19 protein-coding genes are annotated in these 20,950 nt (G+C 64.5%); 6 read left to right on the forward strand and 13 right to left on the reverse strand.

Going from position 1 to position 20,950, the window contains the following annotated elements:
• Window positions 1-3 precede the first annotated feature (3 nt).
• From L6637_RS16865 to L6637_RS16880, 4 genes are all read right to left on the reverse strand, one after another.
• The gene (locus tag L6637_RS16865; protein ID WP_237871411.1) at window positions 4-597 is read right to left on the reverse strand and encodes a GNAT family N-acetyltransferase; all 594 of its coding nucleotides are present in this window, start codon (window positions 595-597) and stop codon (window positions 4-6) included.
• Between the two features lie 111 nt (window positions 598-708).
• Window positions 709-1,635 (reverse strand): SMP-30/gluconolactonase/LRE family protein, encoded by a 927-nt coding sequence (locus tag L6637_RS16870; protein ID WP_237871412.1) that lies wholly within the window; start codon window positions 1,633-1,635, stop codon window positions 709-711.
• A 136-nt stretch (window positions 1,636-1,771) separates the two neighbouring features.
• Entirely contained in the window at window positions 1,772-2,629 is an 858-nt protein-coding gene (locus tag L6637_RS16875) for an AraC family transcriptional regulator (protein WP_237871413.1), read from the reverse strand.
• A gap of 213 nt (window positions 2,630-2,842) precedes the next feature.
• Window positions 2,843-3,190, reverse strand: a complete 348-nt coding sequence (locus tag L6637_RS16880; RefSeq protein ID WP_237871415.1) for a hypothetical protein — start codon at window positions 3,188-3,190, stop codon at window positions 2,843-2,845.
• A 186-nt stretch (window positions 3,191-3,376) separates the two neighbouring features.
• On the opposite strand from L6637_RS16880, the gene L6637_RS16885 reads away from it, so the two are divergent.
• Window positions 3,377-3,601 carry a hypothetical protein gene (locus L6637_RS16885; RefSeq protein WP_237865825.1) on the forward strand — a complete coding sequence of 75 codons (225 nt, stop codon included), beginning with the start codon at window positions 3,377-3,379 and terminating at the stop codon, window positions 3,599-3,601.
• Window positions 3,602-3,879: 278 nt separating this feature from the next.
• On the opposite strand, the gene L6637_RS16890 is transcribed toward L6637_RS16885, so the two are convergent.
• Complete coding sequence (locus L6637_RS16890; RefSeq protein ID WP_237865824.1) at window positions 3,880-4,536, reverse strand: glutathione S-transferase family protein; 657 nt, start codon at window positions 4,534-4,536, stop codon at window positions 3,880-3,882.
• Window positions 4,537-4,657: 121 nt separating this feature from the next.
• Here L6637_RS16890 and L6637_RS16895 point away from each other — a divergent pair, with 121 nt between their 5' ends.
• The gene (locus tag L6637_RS16895) at window positions 4,658-5,881 is read left to right on the forward strand and encodes a polyhydroxyalkanoate depolymerase (RefSeq protein WP_237865823.1); all 1,224 of its coding nucleotides are present in this window, start codon (window positions 4,658-4,660) and stop codon (window positions 5,879-5,881) included.
• A 41-nt stretch (window positions 5,882-5,922) separates the two neighbouring features.
• Here the strand turns inward: L6637_RS16895 and L6637_RS16900 are convergent, their stop codons facing one another.
• The 7 genes from L6637_RS16900 to L6637_RS16930 form a co-directional block, all read right to left on the reverse strand.
• Window positions 5,923-6,852, reverse strand: a complete 930-nt coding sequence (locus tag L6637_RS16900) for a helix-turn-helix domain-containing protein (protein WP_237865822.1) — start codon at window positions 6,850-6,852, stop codon at window positions 5,923-5,925.
• Between the two features lie 223 nt (window positions 6,853-7,075).
• Window positions 7,076-8,944, reverse strand: a complete 1,869-nt coding sequence (locus L6637_RS16905; protein ID WP_237865821.1) for an ABC transporter ATP-binding protein — start codon at window positions 8,942-8,944, stop codon at window positions 7,076-7,078.
• 8 nt (window positions 8,945-8,952) lie between these two features.
• A complete protein-coding gene (locus tag L6637_RS16910; RefSeq protein ID WP_237871417.1) occupies window positions 8,953-9,879 on the reverse strand; it encodes a 2-hydroxyacid dehydrogenase in 927 nt (308 codons plus the stop codon).
• A gap of 7 nt (window positions 9,880-9,886) precedes the next feature.
• A complete protein-coding gene (locus tag L6637_RS16915; RefSeq protein WP_237871419.1) occupies window positions 9,887-11,215 on the reverse strand; it encodes an NAD(P)/FAD-dependent oxidoreductase in 1,329 nt (442 codons plus the stop codon).
• A gap of 34 nt (window positions 11,216-11,249) precedes the next feature.
• Window positions 11,250-12,125 carry an ABC transporter permease gene (locus L6637_RS16920; protein ID WP_237871421.1) on the reverse strand — a complete coding sequence of 292 codons (876 nt, stop codon included), beginning with the start codon at window positions 12,123-12,125 and terminating at the stop codon, window positions 11,250-11,252.
• Between the two features lie 4 nt (window positions 12,126-12,129).
• Complete coding sequence (locus L6637_RS16925) at window positions 12,130-13,080, reverse strand: ABC transporter permease (RefSeq protein ID WP_237871423.1); 951 nt, start codon at window positions 13,078-13,080, stop codon at window positions 12,130-12,132.
• A 27-nt stretch (window positions 13,081-13,107) separates the two neighbouring features.
• On the reverse strand, window positions 13,108-14,799 hold the full coding sequence (locus L6637_RS16930) for a peptide ABC transporter substrate-binding protein (RefSeq protein ID WP_237871425.1): 1,692 nt from the start codon (window positions 14,797-14,799) through the stop codon (window positions 13,108-13,110).
• A gap of 204 nt (window positions 14,800-15,003) precedes the next feature.
• On the opposite strand from L6637_RS16930, the gene L6637_RS16935 reads away from it, so the two are divergent.
• Both L6637_RS16935 and L6637_RS16940 read left to right on the forward strand, forming a co-directional pair.
• Window positions 15,004-15,636, forward strand: a complete 633-nt coding sequence (locus tag L6637_RS16935) for a helix-turn-helix domain-containing protein (protein ID WP_237871427.1) — start codon at window positions 15,004-15,006, stop codon at window positions 15,634-15,636.
• Between the two features lie 166 nt (window positions 15,637-15,802).
• Window positions 15,803-17,665 carry an ATP-binding protein gene (locus L6637_RS16940; RefSeq protein ID WP_237871429.1) on the forward strand — a complete coding sequence of 621 codons (1,863 nt, stop codon included), beginning with the start codon at window positions 15,803-15,805 and terminating at the stop codon, window positions 17,663-17,665.
• A gap of 18 nt (window positions 17,666-17,683) precedes the next feature.
• On the opposite strand, the gene L6637_RS16945 is transcribed toward L6637_RS16940, so the two are convergent.
• On the reverse strand, window positions 17,684-18,709 hold the full coding sequence (locus tag L6637_RS16945; protein WP_237865938.1) for an AraC family transcriptional regulator: 1,026 nt from the start codon (window positions 18,707-18,709) through the stop codon (window positions 17,684-17,686).
• A 186-nt stretch (window positions 18,710-18,895) separates the two neighbouring features.
• Here L6637_RS16945 and L6637_RS16950 point away from each other — a divergent pair, with 186 nt between their 5' ends.
• Window positions 18,896-19,345, forward strand: coding sequence for a cupin domain-containing protein (locus L6637_RS16950; RefSeq protein WP_194479904.1), 450 nt, complete (start codon window positions 18,896-18,898; stop codon window positions 19,343-19,345).
• A 106-nt stretch (window positions 19,346-19,451) separates the two neighbouring features.
• A complete protein-coding gene (locus tag L6637_RS16955) occupies window positions 19,452-20,945 on the forward strand; it encodes a flavin-containing monooxygenase (RefSeq protein WP_237871431.1) in 1,494 nt (497 codons plus the stop codon).
• The last annotated feature ends 5 nt before the right edge of the window (window positions 20,946-20,950 follow it).

A 20,950-nucleotide genomic window follows, 5' to 3' on the forward strand; every position in this document is an offset into this window, starting at 1 on the left:
CCCCTAGCGCGGCTTTTCGTTGAGTTGGTAGTTGAGATGCGCCTTCACCGTCGGCCATTCTGCCGCCGTGATGCTGTACACGACGGTGTCGCGCAGCGTGCCGTTCGGCGCGACTTGATGGCTGCGCAAGATGCCGTCCTGCTTGGCGCCGAGACGCTCGATGGCGCGGCGGCTCTGGTGGTTGAAGAAATGCGTGCGGAATTCGACCGCAATGCAGTTCAGCGTCTCGAAGGCGTGCTGGAGCAGGAGCAGCTTGCACTGGGTGTTGAGTGGGCCGCGCTGCGCGCTCTTGCCATACCAGGTCGAGCCGATCTCGACGCGACGGTTGTTGGCATCGATGTTCATGTAGGTCGTCATGCCGACGATGTTGCCGCCGGCATCGAACACCGTGAACGGCAGCATCGAGCCTGCGGCCTGAAGGCCGAGGCGGCGGTCGATCTCCTTGCCCATGTTCTCAGGCAACGGGATCGCGGTGTACCAGAGCTTCGACAGCTCGCCGTCCTTCACGGCCTCCGTCAGTGCCGGAAGATGTTCTTTCGCCAGCGGCTCCAGACGGGCGTGCTGTCCACGCAGGGTGATGGGATCAGGCCAGGGCATTTGAGAGACTCTCCGTTGTCATTGCGAGCGCAGCGAAGCAATCCAGATTGTCACCGCGGACGCATTCCTGGATTGCTTCGCTGCGCTCGCAATGACGGTCACTAGCACCGTTTACTTGTTTAGGAAATTGAGGGGCAAACCGCCGCGCGGCCAGTCCATGGCGATCAGCTCGCCCTTGCCGGACAGCGTGACATAGGCGGTCTTCAGCTCGGGGCCGCCGAAGGCGATGTTGGTGGTGACGCGGTCGCCGGTCGGGACCTGCTCGACCAGGGTCCCATCGGGCGCGATCACCGAGATGCACCCCGAAACCAGGGTGGCGACACAGACATTGCCATTCGCCTCCACCGCGAGCGAGTCGAACATCTGGTAGCCGCCAAGGCCGCAGATCGGCTTGCCGCGCTCGCCGCGATAGATCACCTCGCGCGGCTTCAGCATGCCGGGCGCCGAGAGCTCATAGGCCCAGAGCCGGGCCGTCGGCGTCTCCGCGATGTAGACGGTGTTCTCGTCCGGCGACAGGCCGATGCCGTTGGCCGGCAGCACGCCGTGCACGACTTCGACGATCTCCTTCATGCCGGGCTTGAGATAATACATGCCGCCGACATCCATCTCGCGGGGACGGCGCTTGCCGAGATCGGAGAACCAGAGGCCGCCGTGCTTGTCGAATACAAGATCGTTCGGCCCGCGCAGATCGTGCTCGCCGCATTTGGTGACGACGGTCTCGATCTTGCCCGTTTGCAGATCGACGCGCTGGATCGAGCCACCGAGATAATCCTCGGGCTGCGGCCCCGGCATGATCATCTTGCCGGTCGGAATCCAGGAGAAGCCGCCATTGTTGCAGACGTAGATCTTGCCGTCGGGGCCGAGCGCGGCGCCGTTCGGGCCGCCGGGGACCTTCGCGACGATCTCCTTGCGGCCATCGGGATAGACGCGGGTCAGACGCTGGCCACGGATTTCCACCAACACGACCGAACCATCCGGCATCACCACGGGGCCTTCGGGAAATTCGAGGTCGGTGGCGAGAACGCGGATGTTGGACATGGTGGGACCTCCCGGCAGCTTGTTATGGCTTGCTCGGGATGTCCGGCACGGGCCCCGCTGGCAAGTTTTGCCAGCGGTTATGACAAAGTAGGTCCCCCTTGCCAAGCAAGCGGGATGGTATGCCAGCGTTGCAGCGTTACTCCTTCACCGGCACCCAAATCTCGAAGCCGCCATTGCCGGTGACGGGATCGAACTTCTCGTCATAGCGCTCGAAATTCGGGGCGTCCGCGGCCTTGTAGCTAGATGCCGGCAGCCATTGATTCCAGATCGCGTTGACGGTGCGACGGATCGAGGCGACGTGGTCGCTGTGGGTGAACACCGCATAGCGCTGCTCGGGTATGCGGATGCGGCCGAAGCCGCGTGGCAGATCGGAAAAATCGCGAACCTCGACGCCGGCGATGTAATCGAAGTTGCCGGAATCGTCGCCGTTGCAGCAGACGCCGTAGGCGACTCGATTTTTCTCTTCATTTTTCCCTTGGCCGACGCGCTCGGGAATGTCGGCGACCTGCTGGTGGAAGCGCGCCCACATGCCGGGGATGATGGCGCCATTGTCGCAGGAGATGCGCTCGGCAATGCCGGCCACGAGGAAGGCCTTGGCGGTTTCGAAACGCGGAGCTTTGAGATTGCTTGAGATCGTGGAGTCCATGAGGATCGGCTCCTGAAGCCTGAGCTGGTGGGTGCACGTCGCCGCTCGCACCGTTTCGGGCGTGGTGCCGAACTGGTCGCGGAACGCGCGGGTGAATGCTTCGTGCGAGCCGTAGTCTGCCTCCAGCGCGACGCTGAGAATGTCCGGCGCGCCCTTCGCGAGACTGCGCGCCGCCTCACTCAGCCGCCGCGCGCGCACGTAGCGCATCACCGGGAAGCCGGTGGCTGCGGCAAACGCGCGCACCATGTGGAACCGCGACACGCCGCCGATCGCAGCGATCTCGTCGAGCGTCATCGGCTCGGCCAGATGGCTTTCGATGTACCAGAGCGCGCGCTGGGCTGGGTTCACGGGTTAAGGCTCTCGTTCGAAGCGGGGGGATGATGCGTCTTCGCCCCGCGCCTTGCTTGATCAGGATTGCGGTCGGGCCGCAGGCGCTGAACTCGTAGGGTGGATTAGCCGAAGGCGTAATCCACCACTTCTGTCTCCTCGGAAACGATAGAGGTGGGTTACGCCGGGCAGATGCGCTTTGTGCATCTGCTCAGCTAACCCACCCTACGGCACCTACTTCGCATCCTTCGGCGGCGGCGCATCCTGCTTCTTCTTCAGATCCTCCGCCTGCCTTGCCTGCGCGGCCTGGAGATCGCCGATGGTTTTCTGCAAGCCGGCGAGCGTCACCTTCAGCGCATCGATCTGCCTGATGGCGGCATCCAGCTTCTGCTGATGATCGAGATTGAGCTTGGTGATGGTCTTCTGCAGGAAATCGACATTGCTCTGCAGACAGCTGGTTCGCCGCTCCATGGTCTTCTCGACGGTGCAGATCTCGATGCCGGGAACGTCCTGCGCCGCGACCTGCGTGTGCGCGACGAGCGGTAACACGACGAAAGAGACGGCAGCGATCCGGCGCAACATCAAGGTTCCTCATTAAAATCGATCACGGCAATGTGCGCCGATTGCGCAGAGCCGCGTGAGGCTACCACACTCGCACCGCATTCTCGCGTTGAGCTTGGCGTGTTCCCTTTGGACAGGGGAGCACTAAACCGCGCGCGGAAGAAGTGGGCGCTCTTTCCGCGGCTTTGATTAGGGGAGATTTTTGGAATGGCAACGCGCGATAGACGTCTGGCGGAATTCGATGGCACCGGAGAACCGCCACCTGGCGTGCCCGTCGAAGTGCTGTGTGAGGACCACAGCGGAACGTATCAGTTGCCCTTTGCCTGCCGCTACGTCGAGGGACGCTGGCAGAACCACGCGGCCGGCGTTCCGGTAGAGGCCACCGTCATCGGCTGGCGCGTGCCGCGCGTGAAGCATTCCGGCGCGGCCTGACGGCGCGCGTGTCTCAAAATGCAACGGGGCCGCGCTCTGCCTTAACGAACGGAACGCGGCCCGAACGAATCACGTCCGAATCAGCCCGATAGCTTCGTACGCTGCTGTTCACGGCTAGATGTCGACATGGTTGCGCCGGCACGCACAATATCTGCGCAGCGCGCAAGATCGCGCTGCCGATGACCGGCTTCAAAAGTTAATATTCGCAAAGAGATAGAGGCAGGTGCGGGCGCTGGCCGCGTCCGCTCCGGAAACAGGCAAGGCCTGACGGCGCCTGCCTAATATTCGACCTCGAGCTCCTCGATCTCGGCCGGCTCGTCCTTGGCGGCCGCGATCCATTCCTTCATCTCGGGCATGCCCATGATGGTGTCGGCATAGGTCTTCAGAAGCGGGTCGAGCTTGACGTCGTAGGTGACGAAGCGCGTCACCACGGGAGCGTACATCGCATCGGCCATGGTGCGCTTGTCGCCGAACAGGAACGGGCCGCCCGACTTCTCCAGGCAATCGCGCCAGATGAACCAGACCCGGTCGATGTCGGCCTGTGCGCGCGACCAGATCTTGAAACCGGGGAAGTGCCCCTTCAGGTTCACCGGCAGCGAGGCGCGCAGCGTGGTGAAGCCGGAATGGATTTCGCCTGAGATCGAGCGGCAATGCGCACGCTGGACGCGATCATCAGGCAGCAGCCCGGCTGACGGCATCACCTCGTTGAGATATTCGGCGATGGCGAGCGTATCCCAGACCGTCGCGCCCTCGTGCCGCAGGCAGGGCACTAGGATCGAGGACGACAGCAAGAGGATTTCGGCGCGCGCCGACGCGTCATCAGGCGCGGTGATGATCTCCTCGAAATCGAGCCCGGAGAACTTCGCCAGCAGCCAGCCACGCAGCGACCAGGACGAGTAGTTCTTGCTGCTGATGGTCAGTGTCGCCTTCGCCATAGGGCCCTTCCCTCACGTTTCCGACCAAGTGCGCAGCAAGCGACGTGCCAATTCCAAGGACGGGCCGCTCTCGTCTGGCTCCGATATTGCATGGCGGCAGCGGATAGGCGGGCGCTTAAGTATGATGTCGATGTATTATCAGGCTTTTCAGAACCAGATGGATTTGACGGCACCGTTGCGGGCGGGCGCCTCCTCCGCGCTCAAATTCCTCCATCTGGTACCGCAGGGCATGTCGGACCAGGTGGTCGGCCGGCTCTCCGCGGCGCTGGAGCTGATCTCGCGCTCCACCCTCACCTATGACCGCCCGGCTTACGGCATCAACAGTGTCACGATGGGCAATCGCGAGGTCGGCGTGACCGAGGAGATCGCCTACGCCACGCCGTTCGGCTCGCTGCTGCATTTCAAGAAGGACGGCGTGAGCGAGCAGCCGCGCATGCTGCTGGTGGCGCCGATGTCCGGCCATTTCGCCACGCTCTTGCGCGGCACGGTGAAGACGCTGCTGCAGGACCACGATGTCTATATCACCGATTGGCACAATCCGCGCGACATCCCGCGCAGCGAGGGTCGTTTCGGGCTCGACGACTACACCGAGCATCTGATCGACTTCCTGGGGCAGCTCGGCCCGCGGCCGCACATGGTGGCGATCTGTCAGCCGTCGGTCTCGGCGCTCGCGGCCGCGGCGATCATGTGCGAGGGCAACCATCCCTCGCGCCCCGCGACGCTGACGCTGATGGCGGGGCCGATCGACACGCGGATCCAGCCGACCAAGGTCAACGAGTTCGCCAAGAGCAAGCCGATCGAATGGTTCGAGCGCAACTTGATCAACTACGTGCCGGTGCAGTGCCGCGGTGCGTTCCGCAAAGTCTATCCCGGCTTCGTGCAGCTCACGGCCTTCGTCTCGATGAATCTCGAGCGACACATCAAGCAGCACATGGATCTCGCCAACCACATTGCCAAGGGCGAGAAGGAGAAGGCTGCGACCATCAAGACCTTCTACGACGAATATTTCGCGGTGATGGATCTGCCGGCCGAATTCTACATCGAGACCGTGCGCGACGTATTCCAGGAGCACCTGCTGCCACTGGGCAAGCTGATGCATCGCGGCCGCCCCGTCGACACCAGGGCCGTCAGCCGCATGGGTCTGATGACGGTCGAGGGCGAGAGGGACGACATCTGCTCGATCGGCCAGACGCTTGCCGCGCAAGACCTCTGCACCGGCGTGCGCGCCTATCGCCGCGTCCACCACATGCAGGCCGGCGTCGGCCATTACGGCGTATTCTCCGGCAAGCGCTGGAACAACGAGATCTATCCGCTGCTGCGGGATTTCGTGCACGTGAATGCGTGAGGCGCCTGGCCGCGCTACCGGCTCGCCGACAAATGCGCTGATCAGGCCTCCGTCGCCGGCCCGCCAGACGTCTCGCGGCGCCACGCGCCCGGGCTGACGCCGACCATTTGCGAGAAAACCCGCGTGAAATGGCTTTGATTGGCAAAGCCCGCCGAGATCGCGATCTCGGACAACGGAAGGCCGCGAACCGCCATCATCTGCTTGGCGGCCTCCACGCGCTGGCGCAGCAGCCATTGGTGCGGCGGCAGGCCGGTGGAGATCCGGAAGGCGCGCGAGAAGTGACTGACTGAAAGACCGAGCTCCGCCGCAATCTGCTGCAGCATGAGGCCGCCTGAGAGATCGGAGTCGAGCCGCTCGCATGCGCGCTTCACCTGCCATGGCGCGAGGCCGCCCCGGCCGGGCTCGACGACAGGCTTCAGCCCACCATAAGTCAGACCGACATGCGCGGTAAACGCGAGCAACATGTGATCGACGAAAAGCTGATTGGGCTCGTCAGGCCGGCGGAAACCCGCCAGCAAGGTTGCGCCGATATGGCGGACAACCTCATCATCATGGCCGACACCGGGGCTGTAGTTGAGCTCTTCAACGCGCGATGCGCCGGGCTGCGTTGCTATGTCATTGAGCGCGGAGCGCGGCAGATAGAAGAACAGCGAGTGAAATGGCTTGTCGATCACATAGCGCGGATCGCGTTTGAGGTCATAGAGATAGGTGGCACCTGCACGGACATTCGCCTTGGTGACGAAGCGACCATTCTCCCAGCATTCGCAATCCGGGTAATCGCGGATCTTCAGGCTGACGAGATAGGCATCTTCCGCAGGCAGCGAGCCCGAAAATTTCGGCACCGGGGCGTCGTTGCGCACCTCCGTGACCGCGAGTGCTGCGCTGCGCAGCGAACGCGTGACAAGCACCGGCGCGTCCCTCACATGAAGGCCACGCCCGAGCCTCTGCCCGTAGACGCCAGCTTGTGTCATCTCAGAAAATCCACCCGCGGAAGGCGTGTCTTCGCCAGCCTCTGCGCGTCGATGCATTATCAAGATCGACCGCCCGCGGTCCAGCTAGCAGGCGGTCACGCTCAATCGCTTTGCGGTGAATTCATTGTGAATTCAGCGCGATCTGCCCGGAAGGTATCACGAACAGCAGCGGCAGGAACGTGTAGGCACGTCATCGTCGTGCGTTCTCGAAAAGCCTTCGAAGCTACGCCGACCATTCCTCGCCCCAGACCTGCACGACATGGCCGGGTGAGACCTCGCGATATTGCCGGGCCGGCGGCTGGTAGTCCGGCGCGCGCACCGGGCTCCTGATCTCGTCGTTGGCGACCTCGCGCTTGCTTCCGCGGCGGGACGGATCAGGGACAGGGACGGCGGCCATCAGCTTCTTCGTATAGGGGTGCTGCGGATCGCCGAACACGGACGCGCGCGGACCGATCTCGACGATCTCGCCGAGATACATCACGGCAACGCGGTGGCTCATGCGCTCGACCACGGCGATGTCGTGGGAAATGAAGAGATAGGCGAGGCCCATGCTGGCCTGGAGATCGAGCATCAAGTTCACGACCTGCGCCTTGACCGAGACGTCGAGCGCGGAGACGGCCTCGTCCGCGACGATCAGTTTCGGTCCGAGCGCGAGCGCGCGCGCGATGCAGATACGCTGGCGCTGGCCGCCGGAGAATTCGTGCGGAAAGCGCGCGGCCATATCGGCGGAGAGGCCAACACGCACGAGCAGGTCCGCAACCTTGTCGCGCGCTTGCGGGGCCGTGGCGAGGCCGTTGGCCAGCAGCGGCGCGGCAATCGCCGTGCCCACCGACATGCGCGGATTGAGGCTGGCGAAAGGATCCTGAAACACGATCTGCATGTGCTTGCGGAAATCGCGCAATGTGCGGCCACTCATGGCGAGCACGTCCTGGCCGTCGATCAGAACGGTGCCGCTGTCGGGCTCGGTGAGCTTGAGAATGGAGCGGCCGGTGGTCGACTTGCCGCAACCGGACTCGCCAACCAGCGCCAGCGTTTCGCCGGCACGTAAAGTGAAGGAGATATTCTCGACCGCATGGACCCGGCCCGAGACCTTGCCGAACAGGCCTGAGCGGATCGGAAAGCGCGTGGTGAGGTTTGACACCTCCAGCAACGGACGTTCCGCGGTCGAGACGGTATCGGGTGTTTCAGCCGGCTCGTCCGAGGTGCCCGTGACCTTGTCGACGATGGGGAAGCGCATCGGCCGCGGACGCCCGTCCATCGAACCGAGCCGCGGCACGGCCGCGAGCAGCGCGCGGGTGTAGGGATGCGAGGGCGCGGCAAAGATGCGCGCGGTCGCATCCGTCTCCACGGCCTGCCCGCCATACATCACGACTGTGCGGTCGGCGATCTCAGCGACCACGCCCATGTCGTGGGTAATGAAGAGGATCGACATCCCCTCCTCCTGCTGAAGCTCCTTCAACAATTCCAGGATCTGGGCCTGGATGGTGACGTCGAGCGCGGTGGTCGGCTCGTCCGCGATCAGAAGCCTGGGCTTGCAGGCAAGCGCCATCGCGATCATGACGCGCTGGCGCATGCCGCCGGAGAAGCGGTGCGGATGCTCGTGGAAACGCGACTTTGCCGCAGGAATGCGGACGCGATCGAGCAAGCGGATGGTCTCGGCCTCGGCCGCAGCACGCGACAAGCCGCGATGCTGGATCAACGCCTCCGCGATCTGGAAACCGATGGTGAGCACCGGATTGAGACTCATCATCGGCTCCTGGAAGATCATCGCGACGTCATTGCCGCGGATGTCCTTCATGCTCGTTTCAGGGAGTGTCAGCAGATCGCGGCCGGCAAGCGCGATGCGGCCCTCGATGCGGCCGCTCTCTTTGGGAATGAGCCGCATGATCGAGAGCGCGGTGACGCTCTTGCCGGAGCCTGACTCGCCGACGATTGCCACGGTCTCGCGCGGCGCGATGTCGAAGGAGACGCTGCGGACGACCGGGATCCATTCCCGCTCGCGCAGGAACGACGTGGTCAGGCCCGCGACCGACAGCACCGGCGTCTGTGCGTCCGCGACGACTCGATCAGATCTCGTTGCACCGATGCTCATGCGAATCCCTAGTAACCGCGGCTACGGTCGACCAGCCCCGGCAGCGCTTCGCCGCGGCGGTGGCGCGCTATGACGTCGAGCACGAAATCGACAGCGGAATCCGGGCTCGTCATGCTGGCATTGTGCGGCGTCAGCAGGATGCGTGGATGGCTCCAAAACGGATGCTTCGCCGGCAGCGGCTCGGGATCGGTAACGTCGAGCACGGCGCCGGACAACGCACCGTTGTCGAGCGCGGCGAGGAAATCGGTCTCAACCAGATGCGGGCCGCGCCCGACATTGACGAGCCCTGCCCCACGCGGCAGGCGCGCGAACAAATCCGCGTTGAGGATGCCGCGGGTTTCGTCAGTTAGTGGCAGCAGACAGACGAGAATGTCGGCCCGCGAGAGGAAGTCTGGCAGAGTGTCGGCGCCGGCGTAACAGGTGACCCCCTCGATCTCGCGCGGCGAACGATTCCAGCCGAGCAGCGGAAAGCCGAATGCCTTGAGGCGATCGAGCACAGCCTGACCAAGCTGGCCGAGTCCCATCACGCCGACACGACGACGCTTCGCCGGCGTGATCCGGATCTCGCGCCAGACCTGCTCCTTCTGCTGGTTGATGAAGTGCAGGAGATCGCGATGCAAGCTGAGCACGGCGATGGTGACGTATTCCACCATGGTCTCGGCGATGCCGGGCTCCAGCATGCGGACCAGCGGAATGTGTGCCGGAACCTTTGTGGTGTCGAACTGGTCGACGCCCGCGCCGACCGAGAACACCAGTTCGAGATTGGGAAACGTCGTTGCGATATTATCGGGCGGCACCCATGCCACGAGATAGCGAACCTCAGAGGGATTGCCTATGTCGGGCCACAGCCGGAACGGCACGTCAGGGGCGCGCTCCGTGAAGAGGCGCGCCCACTCCGCGCCGCGCAACAGATTGGCCTTGTAGAGAACCGTCATGCCGCCCTCAGAATGGGCTGACCGGCGCGAGCCGCCGGCCATCGATCATGCGCTTGTGGCTGTAGGCGGCGGGATCGACCAGCGGCGTCGCATTGGTGACGATGTCGGCGGCGAGCTTGCCGGCGGCGGGGCCGATGCCGAAGCCATGGCCGGAGAAGCCCGTGGCAAGGAAGAAGCCCGGTAATGCGTCGATCGGCGAGATCACCGGGATCGTATCCGGCGTGCAGTCGATGGTGCCGCCCCAGGCCTCCGCAATCTCGATGTCCTTCAATTCCGGATTCGCCTTGATCAGCGAGGCCAGGGCCGCGTTGACCAGCGACATGTCGGGCGCGGGATCGCGCACGCGCTCGGTCTCGAACGGCGACGGCTTGTCAAAGCTCCAGCCGGTGCCGCGCATGATCTGGTCGAAGAACGACTTGCCGAACGACAGCTTCAGCCCGCCCTTGCGATGCTGATAAGTCGGCCAGAAAGTGCGCGCATAGCGGAACAAATCGGGCGACAGCTCCACCGTGCCGCGGTTGCGCAGGGCCAGCGTGAACCCGCCGTCGAGGCGGCGGCGGATGCAGTAGAGATCGGTGCCCAGCGCGCCGGACGTGATCTCCGGCGCCGGCGTGGTCCGGCATGCCGTAGCGTTGACGAGACCGATCGGCAGCTCGATGCCGTGGCGGCGGCAGAATAGCGATGACCACGCGCCGCCCGACAGCAGCACGGCGTGCGCTTTGATCGTGCCCTTCTCGGTGACGACGGCGCTGACCTTTCCGCCTGTCGTCTCCAGCCCGCGCGCGGCGCAGCCCTGGTGAATTGTGACGCCATGCTTGCGCGCGGCGGTGGCCAGCGCAGGCACCGCCATCGACGGCTCGGCGCGGCCGTCGCTCGGCGTATGCAGACCGCCGACCCATTTGTCGGTATTCCCCGGCATACGCTCGGCGACCTCAGCCGGCGTCAACACTGTCGAATGCACCTGCATCTCGCGTGCGACCGCGGCCCAGCGCTCCCAACTTGCAAGTTCGTCCTTGTTCTTGGTCAGAAACAGCACGCCGGTGCGGCGGAAGCCGGCATCGACGCCGGCGTCGTTCTGCATGTCTTCCCACAGCCGCAGCGCTTCGCGTGCGAGCGGAATTTCCTCGCGCGCGCGGCCCTGCTGGCGGCACCAGCCCCAATTGCGGCTCGACTGCTCGCCGCCGACATGCCCCTTCTCGACCAACGCGACCGACAGGCCCTTCTTGGCCAGATGATAAGCCGCAGAGACGCCGATAACGCCGCCGCCGATGACGACGACATCCGCCTGCGGCGGCAGGCGTTCGTCGCTGTTTATACGGTTGAGCGGCGGGGACATGAGGCACTCCTGGGCGTCGGTTCGTGTCTTTTGGTCATGAGATATTCATCCGCGGATCGAGCGCATCGCGCAGGCCGTCACCGAGGAAGTTGAAGCTCGTCACCGCCAGCGTGATGACGACACCGGGCGCGATCGCAAGCCAAGGCGCGCTGGTGAGATAGATCTGCGCATTGTTGAGCATGTTGCCGAGGCTCGCGGCCGGCGGCTGAATGCCGTAGCCGAGATAGCTGAGATAGGATTCCAGCAGGATCGCCTTGGCGACGTTAAGCGTCGCAGCCACCAGGATCGGCGCCATCGCATTGGGCACGAGCTCGCGGAACATGATCCGCAGGTTCGACGAGCCGAAGGCGAGCGCGGCCACCGCGAACTCGCGCTCCCGCAGCGAGCGCACCTGGGCCTCGACGACGCGGGCCACCCACATCCAGGCGGTTGCCGCGATCAGCGCGGTGGTGGTGACGAAACCCGGTTCGGTGAGCGCCGCCAGCGCCAGCAGCAGGAAGATGGTCGGAAAGCACAGCACGGCGTCGACCAGCCGCATCAGCACCGCGCCGACGACGCCGCCATAGAAGCCGGCAAAGGCGCCGACGACGATGCCGACGACCATCGCGATCACCATCGCGACGAAGCCGATCGACAGCGAGACTCGTGCGCCCATCATCAACCGCGCCAGCACGTCGCGTCCGAGTTCGTCGGTGCCGAGGATATGCGCGCCCGAGAGCGGCGGCGCGAACCGCTTCAAGATGTCGATATAGGTGTCATCGAACGGGAGCAGATAGGGGCCGAACGCCGAGCCGAGGACGAGCACCAGAATGGTCACCCCGCCTGCCAGCGCAAGCCGGTGCCGGCGGAAGCGTCGCCACGCGCCCTGGCCGGGTGTGGGATGAGCGGTGGACAAGACTGCAGTCGCCATCGCTTCAGCCCACCCGGATGCGCGGATCGACGACGGCATAGAGGATGTCGGCAATCAGCGAGCCGATCAGCACCATGATCGCCGAGAACATCAGGATGCCCATCACCACGGGATAATCGCGATAGCCGATGGAATCCAGGAACAGCCGGCCCATGCCAGGCCAGGTGAACACGGTCTCGGCCACCAGCGCGCCGCCGAGCAGCGTCGGGAATTGCAGGCCCGCGACCGTGATCATCGGCAGCAGCGCGTTGCGCAAGGCGTGGACGGTGAGGATGCGCCATTCCGGCATGCCCTTGGCGCGCGCGGTGCGGATGTAATCCTGGTTGATCACCTCGAGCATGGAGGAGCGCATGAAGCGGCCCCACATCGCGGTCTCGACCAGTCCCAGCACCAACGCCGGCGCGATCAGATGATGCAGCAGGTCGAGGAAAGAGCCATCGCCGACGGTCTCGCGATTGCCCGCCGGCAGCCAGCCAAGAGTCACCGAGAAGACGTAGATGGTGACGAGACCGAACCAGAAAGTCGGGATCGACAGCGCGATCATGGCGCCGACAGTCGCGAGCGAATCGAACAGCGAGTAGCGCCGGAGCGCGCCCAATATCCCGATCCAGCAGCCGAGTAGCACGGCGACAATCGTCGCCGTGACCATCAGCTCCAGCGTCGCGCCGAGATGGGAGGAGATCACCGACAGCACCGCCTCGCCGTCGCGATAGGACTTGCCCCAATCGCCCCTGAGCATGCGGAGGAACCAGTCGAGATACTGGATCGGCAGCGGGCGATCGAGCCCGAGCTGCTTGGAGACGCGGTCGAGATCCTCCTGCGTCATCTGCGCGGAGGCTGCGAATTGCGACAGCGGACCGCCCGGCGCCAGATGCAGCAGAGCGAAGCCGATCGCGGAGACGATCACCAGCAGCATCACTGCCTGCGCCAGCCGGTTGAGGACGTAACGGGCCATCTCAGGCGATCCAGCCAGCCTGAGGCGTCAGGCCCAGTACCATTCGCGGATGTTCCAGCAATTGGTCGACGTGTTGATGTTGGGACGGAAGCCTTGCAGCCCCTCCTTCACGCCCTCGGCGATGAAGCCCTGGAACAGCGGCAGGATCGCAAGGTCGTTACGGATCAGCTTCTGCAGGTCGCCATAGGTCTTCTTGCGCTGTTCGAGATCGAACTGCCTGGCGCCTTCGGCAAGAAGACGATCAGCCTCAGCGCTCTGGTATTGGTAGGTGTTGTAACCACGGCCGCCCTTGGCCGGAATCGCACCGGAGCCGAACCGCGGCGTCACATCGGGATCGCTGCCCAGCATGAAGTTCACGCCGACGATCACCGAGTTGAACTTCGACTGCTGCCAGAAATCGCCCCAGATCACGGCGGCCGGCATGTTGTTGACGCGCATGCTGGCGCCGATCGCGCGCCAGTCCTGGATCAGGAGCTGCTGGGTCTGCTCGCGCACGGCATTGCCTGATGTGGTCGAATTGGTGAATTCGAGCTTCACGCCGCCCTTCTCGCGGACGCCGCCGGAGCCGCGCACCCAGCCTGCCGCATCGAGCAACGCATTGGCCTTGGCCGGATCGTATTTATGCTGCGGCAGGCCCTGCTGGAACGACCAGGCCTCCTGCGGCACGAAACTCTCGGTCGGCATCGGCAGGCCGTAGTTCAGCGCATCGATGATCGCCTGCTTGTTGATGGCGAGATAGAGCGCCTCGCGCACCGCGTGGTCGGCGAAGGGACCGAACTCCAGATTGGGCGCGATGTGCTCCACTGACGACGTCGACGAGACGAAGATCTTGCTCGCTTTCAGCGCTTTCGCCTCCTGCACGAAGTTCGGCAGGATGCCCTGCAGGCCGGTGTAATCGACCTGGCCGGTGCGGAACTGGGTATAGAGGACAGTCAGGCTAGGAATGTACTTGAAGACCACGCGTTCGACGTAAGGCCCTTTGCCGTGATAGCCGGCATAGGCGTTGACCTGAATGTGGTCGCCGGGCACGCGCTCGCCCCAGCGGAACGGCCCGGTGCCGACGGGCGCGTTGTGGAACGGCGACGAATTCGGATCGGGCACCTTCTCCAGGATGTGCTTGGGCACGATGAAGGTGAGCGACAGGATCGACATGTAGGGCGAATAGGGAGCTTCCATTCGCCAGTGGATCTCGTCAGGCGCGATGATCATGACGTCCTTGACGAGGCTGTGGCCGACACGGTTGCGAACACGGAAGTCGGGATTGTTGATCAGGTCGAGCGAGAACTTGACGTCGTCGGCCGTGAAGACCGTGCCGTCGTGCCATTTCACGTCCTTGCGCAGCTTGATCTTCCAGGTCAGGCCATCGGCCGAAAGGCCGCCATTCTCGACCGTCGGGACTTCGCGCGCGAGGTCGGGCACGAACTTGCCGTCGGGATCGATGAACCAGAGCGGCGAGAAAACCTGCCACCAGACGCCCTGGTCGACTTCGATGCCGGGCATCAGGGGATGAAAGACGGTCGGTTCCTGCGACAGCGCGGCGATCACCTGCCCGCGCGGCTTGTCCGGCGGAGTGCCCGGGCGTTCGGTCTGCGCAAAGGCGCTGCCTGACAGCGTCCATCCCGCCGCGGCGCCTACGCTGAGCTGGAAGAATTGCCGGCGATTTGCAAGGCCGAGATGATGCAATCCGCCAACGCCGAACTTGCCGGTGCTGTCTGCCATGACCAGTCTCCGTTCCCGCACGCGGCACCTCTCCCGCGCCCCAGACCCCGGCAAGGGACAGGAGTGGGCTTTAGTGCTTCTAAATTTTTCAGCTAAAATTTCATCATGACTAAATACAGCTGTCAATCGCATTGCTAGGATGCGCGACCTTTTCACATCGCAGCCGGCCATGCCGGCAGCGCGGGAATGCTTGGAGAGAGCGACATGGATGGTCGCGGCGAAACTGATCGCCCGAAGGACGCCCCGGCGGTCGGGACCGATGATGCGATCGATGCGCGTCTCGGCGAGACCGTGCGGCTGCTGCGCCAGCGCGCCGGTCTCTCGATCCAGGACGTCGCCAACAAGACCGGTCTCTCCAATGGCATGATCAGCCAGCTCGAACGCGCACGCGCGATGCCCTCGATCCGCACGCTGCGCCTGCTCTCGATCGCGCTCGACGTGCCGATCTCCTATTTCTTCGAGACCAGCGATCCCGCTGATGTGCAGCGCTACATCGTGCGCAAGTACAACCGCCGCCTGCTGCGCCTCACCGCGAGCGGCGTCGTCAAGGAGGCGCTGACGCCGGAAGGCAAGGGTCAGATGGAGCTCTACGAGCTCACGCTCAATCCCGGCGCCTCCTCAGGGACCGACTTCCTCCAGCATATCGGCGAGAAGGCGGGCTACGTCCTCTCCGGCAGCCTGCGGCTCTGGCTCGACAACCAGGCCCATGTGCTGGAAGCCGGCGACAGCTTTCGCTTTCCGAGCGTCGTGCCGCACATGTTCGACAACCCGACCCAGCAGGCGGCGCGCGTGATCTGGGTCACGACGCTACGCCAGACCGATCCCCCGGCCGGCTGAAGCAGGCCCGCGCCCCATACCGCCGGAAAATGCCCTCGACGCCGCCGCAGGGAGTCTGTAGCTCACAGGGAGTCGGACTCCTTTGACAGGGCGGACTTGGAGACCCCTTGGCAGGCCCGGTGGCGGCCTCTTGGGGGTCCGCGGCAGACGTCGGTGGTGTGAGAGCATGAAACTCAGGGGGCTTCTGACTCTTGCGATGGCCGCGCAGGCCGTCGTGACCGCCGTGGCTCTCTTCGTAGCGCATGCGATGGCCGGCAACGGCTTCGGCGCTGCTCAGATTATTGCCCTGCTTGCGAGCGGCGCCGTTGCGGTGCTGCTCGCGCACATCTGCGCGCGCAGCATCGCGAAGTCACAGCAGAAAAGCGACACCGACCAACTGGCCGAGCAGGCACAGGCGCGCGCGGACAGCGCGCAGATGACGCAAGCCGTCATCAGGACCGCGCTCGACGCCTTCGTGCAGACCGACGAAACCGGCATTGTCCTGGAGTGGAGCCTGCAGGCCGAGGCCCTGACCGGCTGGTCGCGGACGGAAGCCCTCGGCGCCGACGTCGTCGAGTTGCTCGTCGCCGAGCCGCTCCGCGCCGGGTTCCGGCAGCGCATGATGCGCATCCTGCCGGAACTGTCCGATACACCGATCGGCATTCGTTTCGAGGCGACCATCCTGCACCGGACCGGCGACGAGATCCTGATCGAGGCGTCGAGCACCGCGCTCCGCATTGGCGACCGCACCGTCATCAACGTTTTCGTCAAGGACGTGACGCAGAGGCGCGCAGCCGAGGAGCAGCTGATCCAGTCCCAGAAGATGGAGGCGGTCGGCCAGCTCACCGGCGGCATCGCGCACGAGTTCAACAACATGCTCACTGTCATCACGGGCACGATCGAGATCCTGGCCGAGGCCGTGAAGGACAATCCGCCGCTCGCCACCATCACCAAGCTGATCAGCGAGGCCGCCGACCGCGGCGCCGCGCTGACCTCGAGCCTGCTGTCGTTTGCGCGCAAGCAGGCGCTGCAGCCGGCCGAGATCGACGTCAACGATTTGCTCGAAGAGCTCTCCAAGCTGCTGCTGGCGACGTTCGACAAGAAGATCGAGATCATCAGGAAGCTCGACGGCAATATTTGGCTCGCCTACGCCGACCGCGGGCAGCTCAGCGCGGCGCTGCTCAATCTCGCGATCAACGCCCGCGATGCGATGCCGGAGGGTGGCCGCCTGACGCTGACGACGCGCAATGTGGTGTTCGGCGTGCGCGAGGCCGTTGCGGTCGGCGCCGGCTACGCCGGCGACTATGTCGAGATCGAGATCACCGATACCGGCACGGGGATTTCGCAGGCGCACGTCGAGCGGATCTTCGATCCGTTCTTCTCGACCAAGGAGGTCGGCAAAGGCACCGGTCTCGGGCTCAGCATGGTGTTCGGCTTCGTCAAGCAGTCCGGTGGCGGCATCAAGGTCAAATCCGAGGAAGGCCGCGGCACGACCTTCACGATCTATCTGCCGAAGGCAGAGACCAGCGCATTGCGTCCCGCAAGCTATGACGCGCGCAAGGTCGTGGGCGGAACGGAGACCATTCTCTGCGTCGAGGACGACCGCGACGTCCGCCAATACGTCACTGTCCAGCTCGAAAGCCTGGGCTACAAGGTCATTCCCGCCGCCAGCGCGACCGAAGCCCTTGCAATTGCGGCCAGCGGCACGCCGTTCGACCTGCTGTTCACCGACATCGTGATGGCCGGCGGCATCAACGGTCGCGAGCTCGCGGACCAGATGGTGGCTGCACGGCCCTCGCTGCGGGTGCTGTTCACCTCAGGCTATGCCCAGGAGGCCCAGCACGCGCCGGGAAGCGCCACCACGGGCGCGCCACTCCTGACAAAGCCCTACCGCAAGGCCGAGCTCGCACGCATGCTGCGCCGCTCGCTCGACACCGCCGTCGATGCCGTGGGCGATGCGATCCCGACACCTTATTCGGTGCAGGCTGACGTCGAGGGGTTCTTGCGCAGGCAGGCCGCCGAAGACAGCGCCACGCGATCACGAAAATAGATCACCCGGCACCTCTCGCTAGCTCATCCGCCGCCGCAGCCTTGCCGACGGAGTCTCGCCGAATTTTTCGCGATAGGCTCCGGCCATGCGGCCGAGATGGGTGAAGCCGAGATCGAAGGCGATGTCGGTGATGGATGCATCCGGCGACGCCTGCGCGAGCCGGGTGTGAAGACCGGCGAGCCTGATATCGAGCAGCATCTCCGAGATCGACATCCCGAAGTGACGGCGGAAGCCGAGTTGAAGCGCACGGATGCCGATGCCGGACACACAGGCCAGCTGCGCAAGATCGAGCGGCTCGCCGGCATTGTCCGCAAGATAGTCCCGCGCAGCGCGAAGCGCGCGCGGCAGACGCTCGGCTTGACCCGAGAACGTTGTGATCGAATCCGACAGGCCATGCCGCTGGCCATTGAGCAGATGATCGAGCAGCAGCTCGCGCCAATCAGCCATCGCCAGCGGTGAAAGCCTGCCGGACGGCCCCAGCCGTTCGGCAAGCATCATCAGCTCGGCCAGGCTGGCTTGCAGATGGCGGCCCGAGGGCCCGCCCAGGTCGATCACGGGATCGAACTCGACCGCAGCGGCCGCCCTGCCCGACAGCGCCGCGGCACGCTGCTCCACCATGCGGCGATCGAGCAGCAAGATCGCTTGCGCACAGTCACGCCACGTCATCTGCGTCGCGATGGTCGGCGACAGCAGCGAGGCAGTCTTGCCAGGCGCGGCGTCGAATCCGCTGGCACCAGCATGAATATGGGCGCTTCCCGTGAGCGGGATCTGGACAAGGAAGAAGCGATCGAGACAGCCGGGATCGATGCTGACGGTCCCACCATAGGCCACGTAGTTGATGGAAAAGCCGTCGAACGCGGCGCAATTGTGCCGGGCCGAAAATCCGGAAGCGCGGGCTTGCGCCGGCTTCAGATCATGCGGGCAGAAGATGCGACCGATCTGCTCGGCCGCTTCATCGACATCATCAGTGGTGACGCGGGCGAAGGCCGCAAGCCGTTCGGTTGCGGGTGGCCTGGCGCTCATTTCCAGCACGGCTGCGGACATCATCGACCACGCTTCGCGTCGCGGAATTGCTTTAAGCCTATAATAGTTCCCGGGGTGCGAAAAGGGCCGTGTCGCAAAATCGTCGTGCTGCATGGCAACAGCCGTGCCGGATTCGTTTAGCGGATAGACAGGTGCTTGCGCGTGGCTGAAGCTCCACCCTTGCCGGTATCCAACAGGAGGCGAGCCATGACTGCACTCGAAAAGGGCATTACCGCGAACGGCACGGGCTATGGCGGGAAAACCTGGAACATCCTTGGCCAGGTCTACTTCCCCAAGGCCGTCACCGACTCCACCTTCGCCTTCGAAACCAACAGCGATCCCGGCCAGTTCGTGCCGGTGCACATCCACCCGACCCAGGACGAATTCATCCTGGTGCAGGAAGGCACGCTCGACCTCAAGCTCGACGGCGTCTGGGTCAAGGCCCATGCCGGCGACCTCGTGCGCATGCCCCGCGGCATCCCGCACGGCTATTTCAACAAGTCCGACAAGCCGTGTCGCGCGCTGTTCTGGGTCTCGCCGATGCAGAAGCTGGAGGCGCTGTTCAACCAGCTCCACAATCTGACTGACCCGGCCGAGGTCGTGCGCATCTCGGCGCTACACGAGGTCGACTTCCTGCCGCCCGAGGCCAACGACTAGGCGCCCGCCTTCTCGTCCGCTTTCATCTGCTTGCAGCTCCGCCGGCCACACCTTGCGGCCGAACGAAGTTGCTCGCGCGCAAAACACATCGATTGCGAGCCATCCCATGGTCAGCCCCAAGCATGTCTGCGTGATCGGCGCCGGCGTCTCCGGCCTCGCCACAGCGAAAGCCTTCTCAGCCCGCGGCCACCGCGTCACCATCGTCGAACGCAGTGCCGATCTCGGCGGCGTCTGGGAGCCGGCGCGCTCCTATCCGGAGGTGCAGACGCAAAGCCCCAAGGATCTCTACCGCTACACCGATCGCGCCATGCCGGAAGCCTATCCGGAATGGCCGACCGGGCCGCAGGTCCATGCTTATCTCGCCGACTATGCGAAAAGCTTCGGTCTCGACCGCATGCTGCGCGTCAATACGTCGGTTTCCGGCATGGCGCGGCGCGCCGACGGCCGACCGGGTTGGACGCTCGCGCTATCGGGCAAGGATGCCGCTGCCACCAGCGAGGACTTCGATTTCATCGCTGTTTGCACCGGGCAGTTCAACGAGCCGCGCGAACTGCATTGCCCGGGCGAGGACGGCTTTCTGGCACGGGGCGGGAAAATCCTGCACTCGTCGAAATACGGCGATCCCGCGCTGGCGAAAGGCCGCCGCGTCGTCGTGCTCGGCGGCTCGAAATCGGCGACCGACATTGCCGTGAACGCGGTGAAATCAGGCGCGCGCGAGGTCACCATCGTGATGCGCGAGCCGGTCTGGCGCATCCCCTATTTCATCGGCGGGCTCGTGAACTTCAAGCGCATCCTCTACATCCGCGCGCAGGAGGAGATGTTTCCGGGCTGGGGCATCGGTGCGATGTCACGGCTCGGGTACCGTCTCGCCGCCCCGCTGATCTGGGCGAACTGGCGCGGGCTCGAGAGCCTGTTGAAGGCGCAGCTCAAGCTGAACAAGTGCAAGATGGTGCCGAAAGAACGGATCGAGGATGGCGTCAACTGCTCGGTGCCGATCGCAACGCCGGGCTTCTACCCAATGGTCGCCGATGGCCGGATCAAGGCGGTGTTCGGCACGTTCGATCATTATGACGGCGACAACATCGTGATGAGCGGCGGCGAGCGCATCGGTGCCGATGTCGCCGTGCTCGCGATCGGCTACAAGCTCGGCGTGCCCTTCCTCCCCGAGGCCTATCAGCAGAAGCTGGTCGATGCGGATGGGCAGTATCGGCTCTATCGCCTGATCGCCAACCCCGATTTGCCCGACCTCGGCTTCGTCGGCTTCAATTCGTCGTTCTGCACCGTGCTGTGTGCCGATCTCGCCGCCAACTGGCTGGTGCGCTATGCCGACGGGCAACTGGCGCGGCAGCCGACGGAGCGAGAGATGCGCGACAACATCGAGATGATGCTGCACTTCAAGCGCGTGGAGCGGCCGGCCGCCGCCGTCTATGGCGGCCTGTGCGTTGCGCCCTATCACTACCGCCATTTCGACGAGCTGATGGCCGACATCGGGGCAAAGACGCAGAAGCGCGGCGGGCTCAAGGGACACTTCCAGCCGCCCGACGCTGATGCCTATGCCAAATTCCTGACGTCAGCGCCGGAGTACCGGGCGGCGGGATGAGATCG

Source organism: Bradyrhizobium zhengyangense, from assembly GCF_022012435.1.
Taxonomy (GTDB): domain Bacteria; phylum Pseudomonadota; class Alphaproteobacteria; order Rhizobiales; family Xanthobacteraceae; genus Bradyrhizobium; species Bradyrhizobium zhengyangense.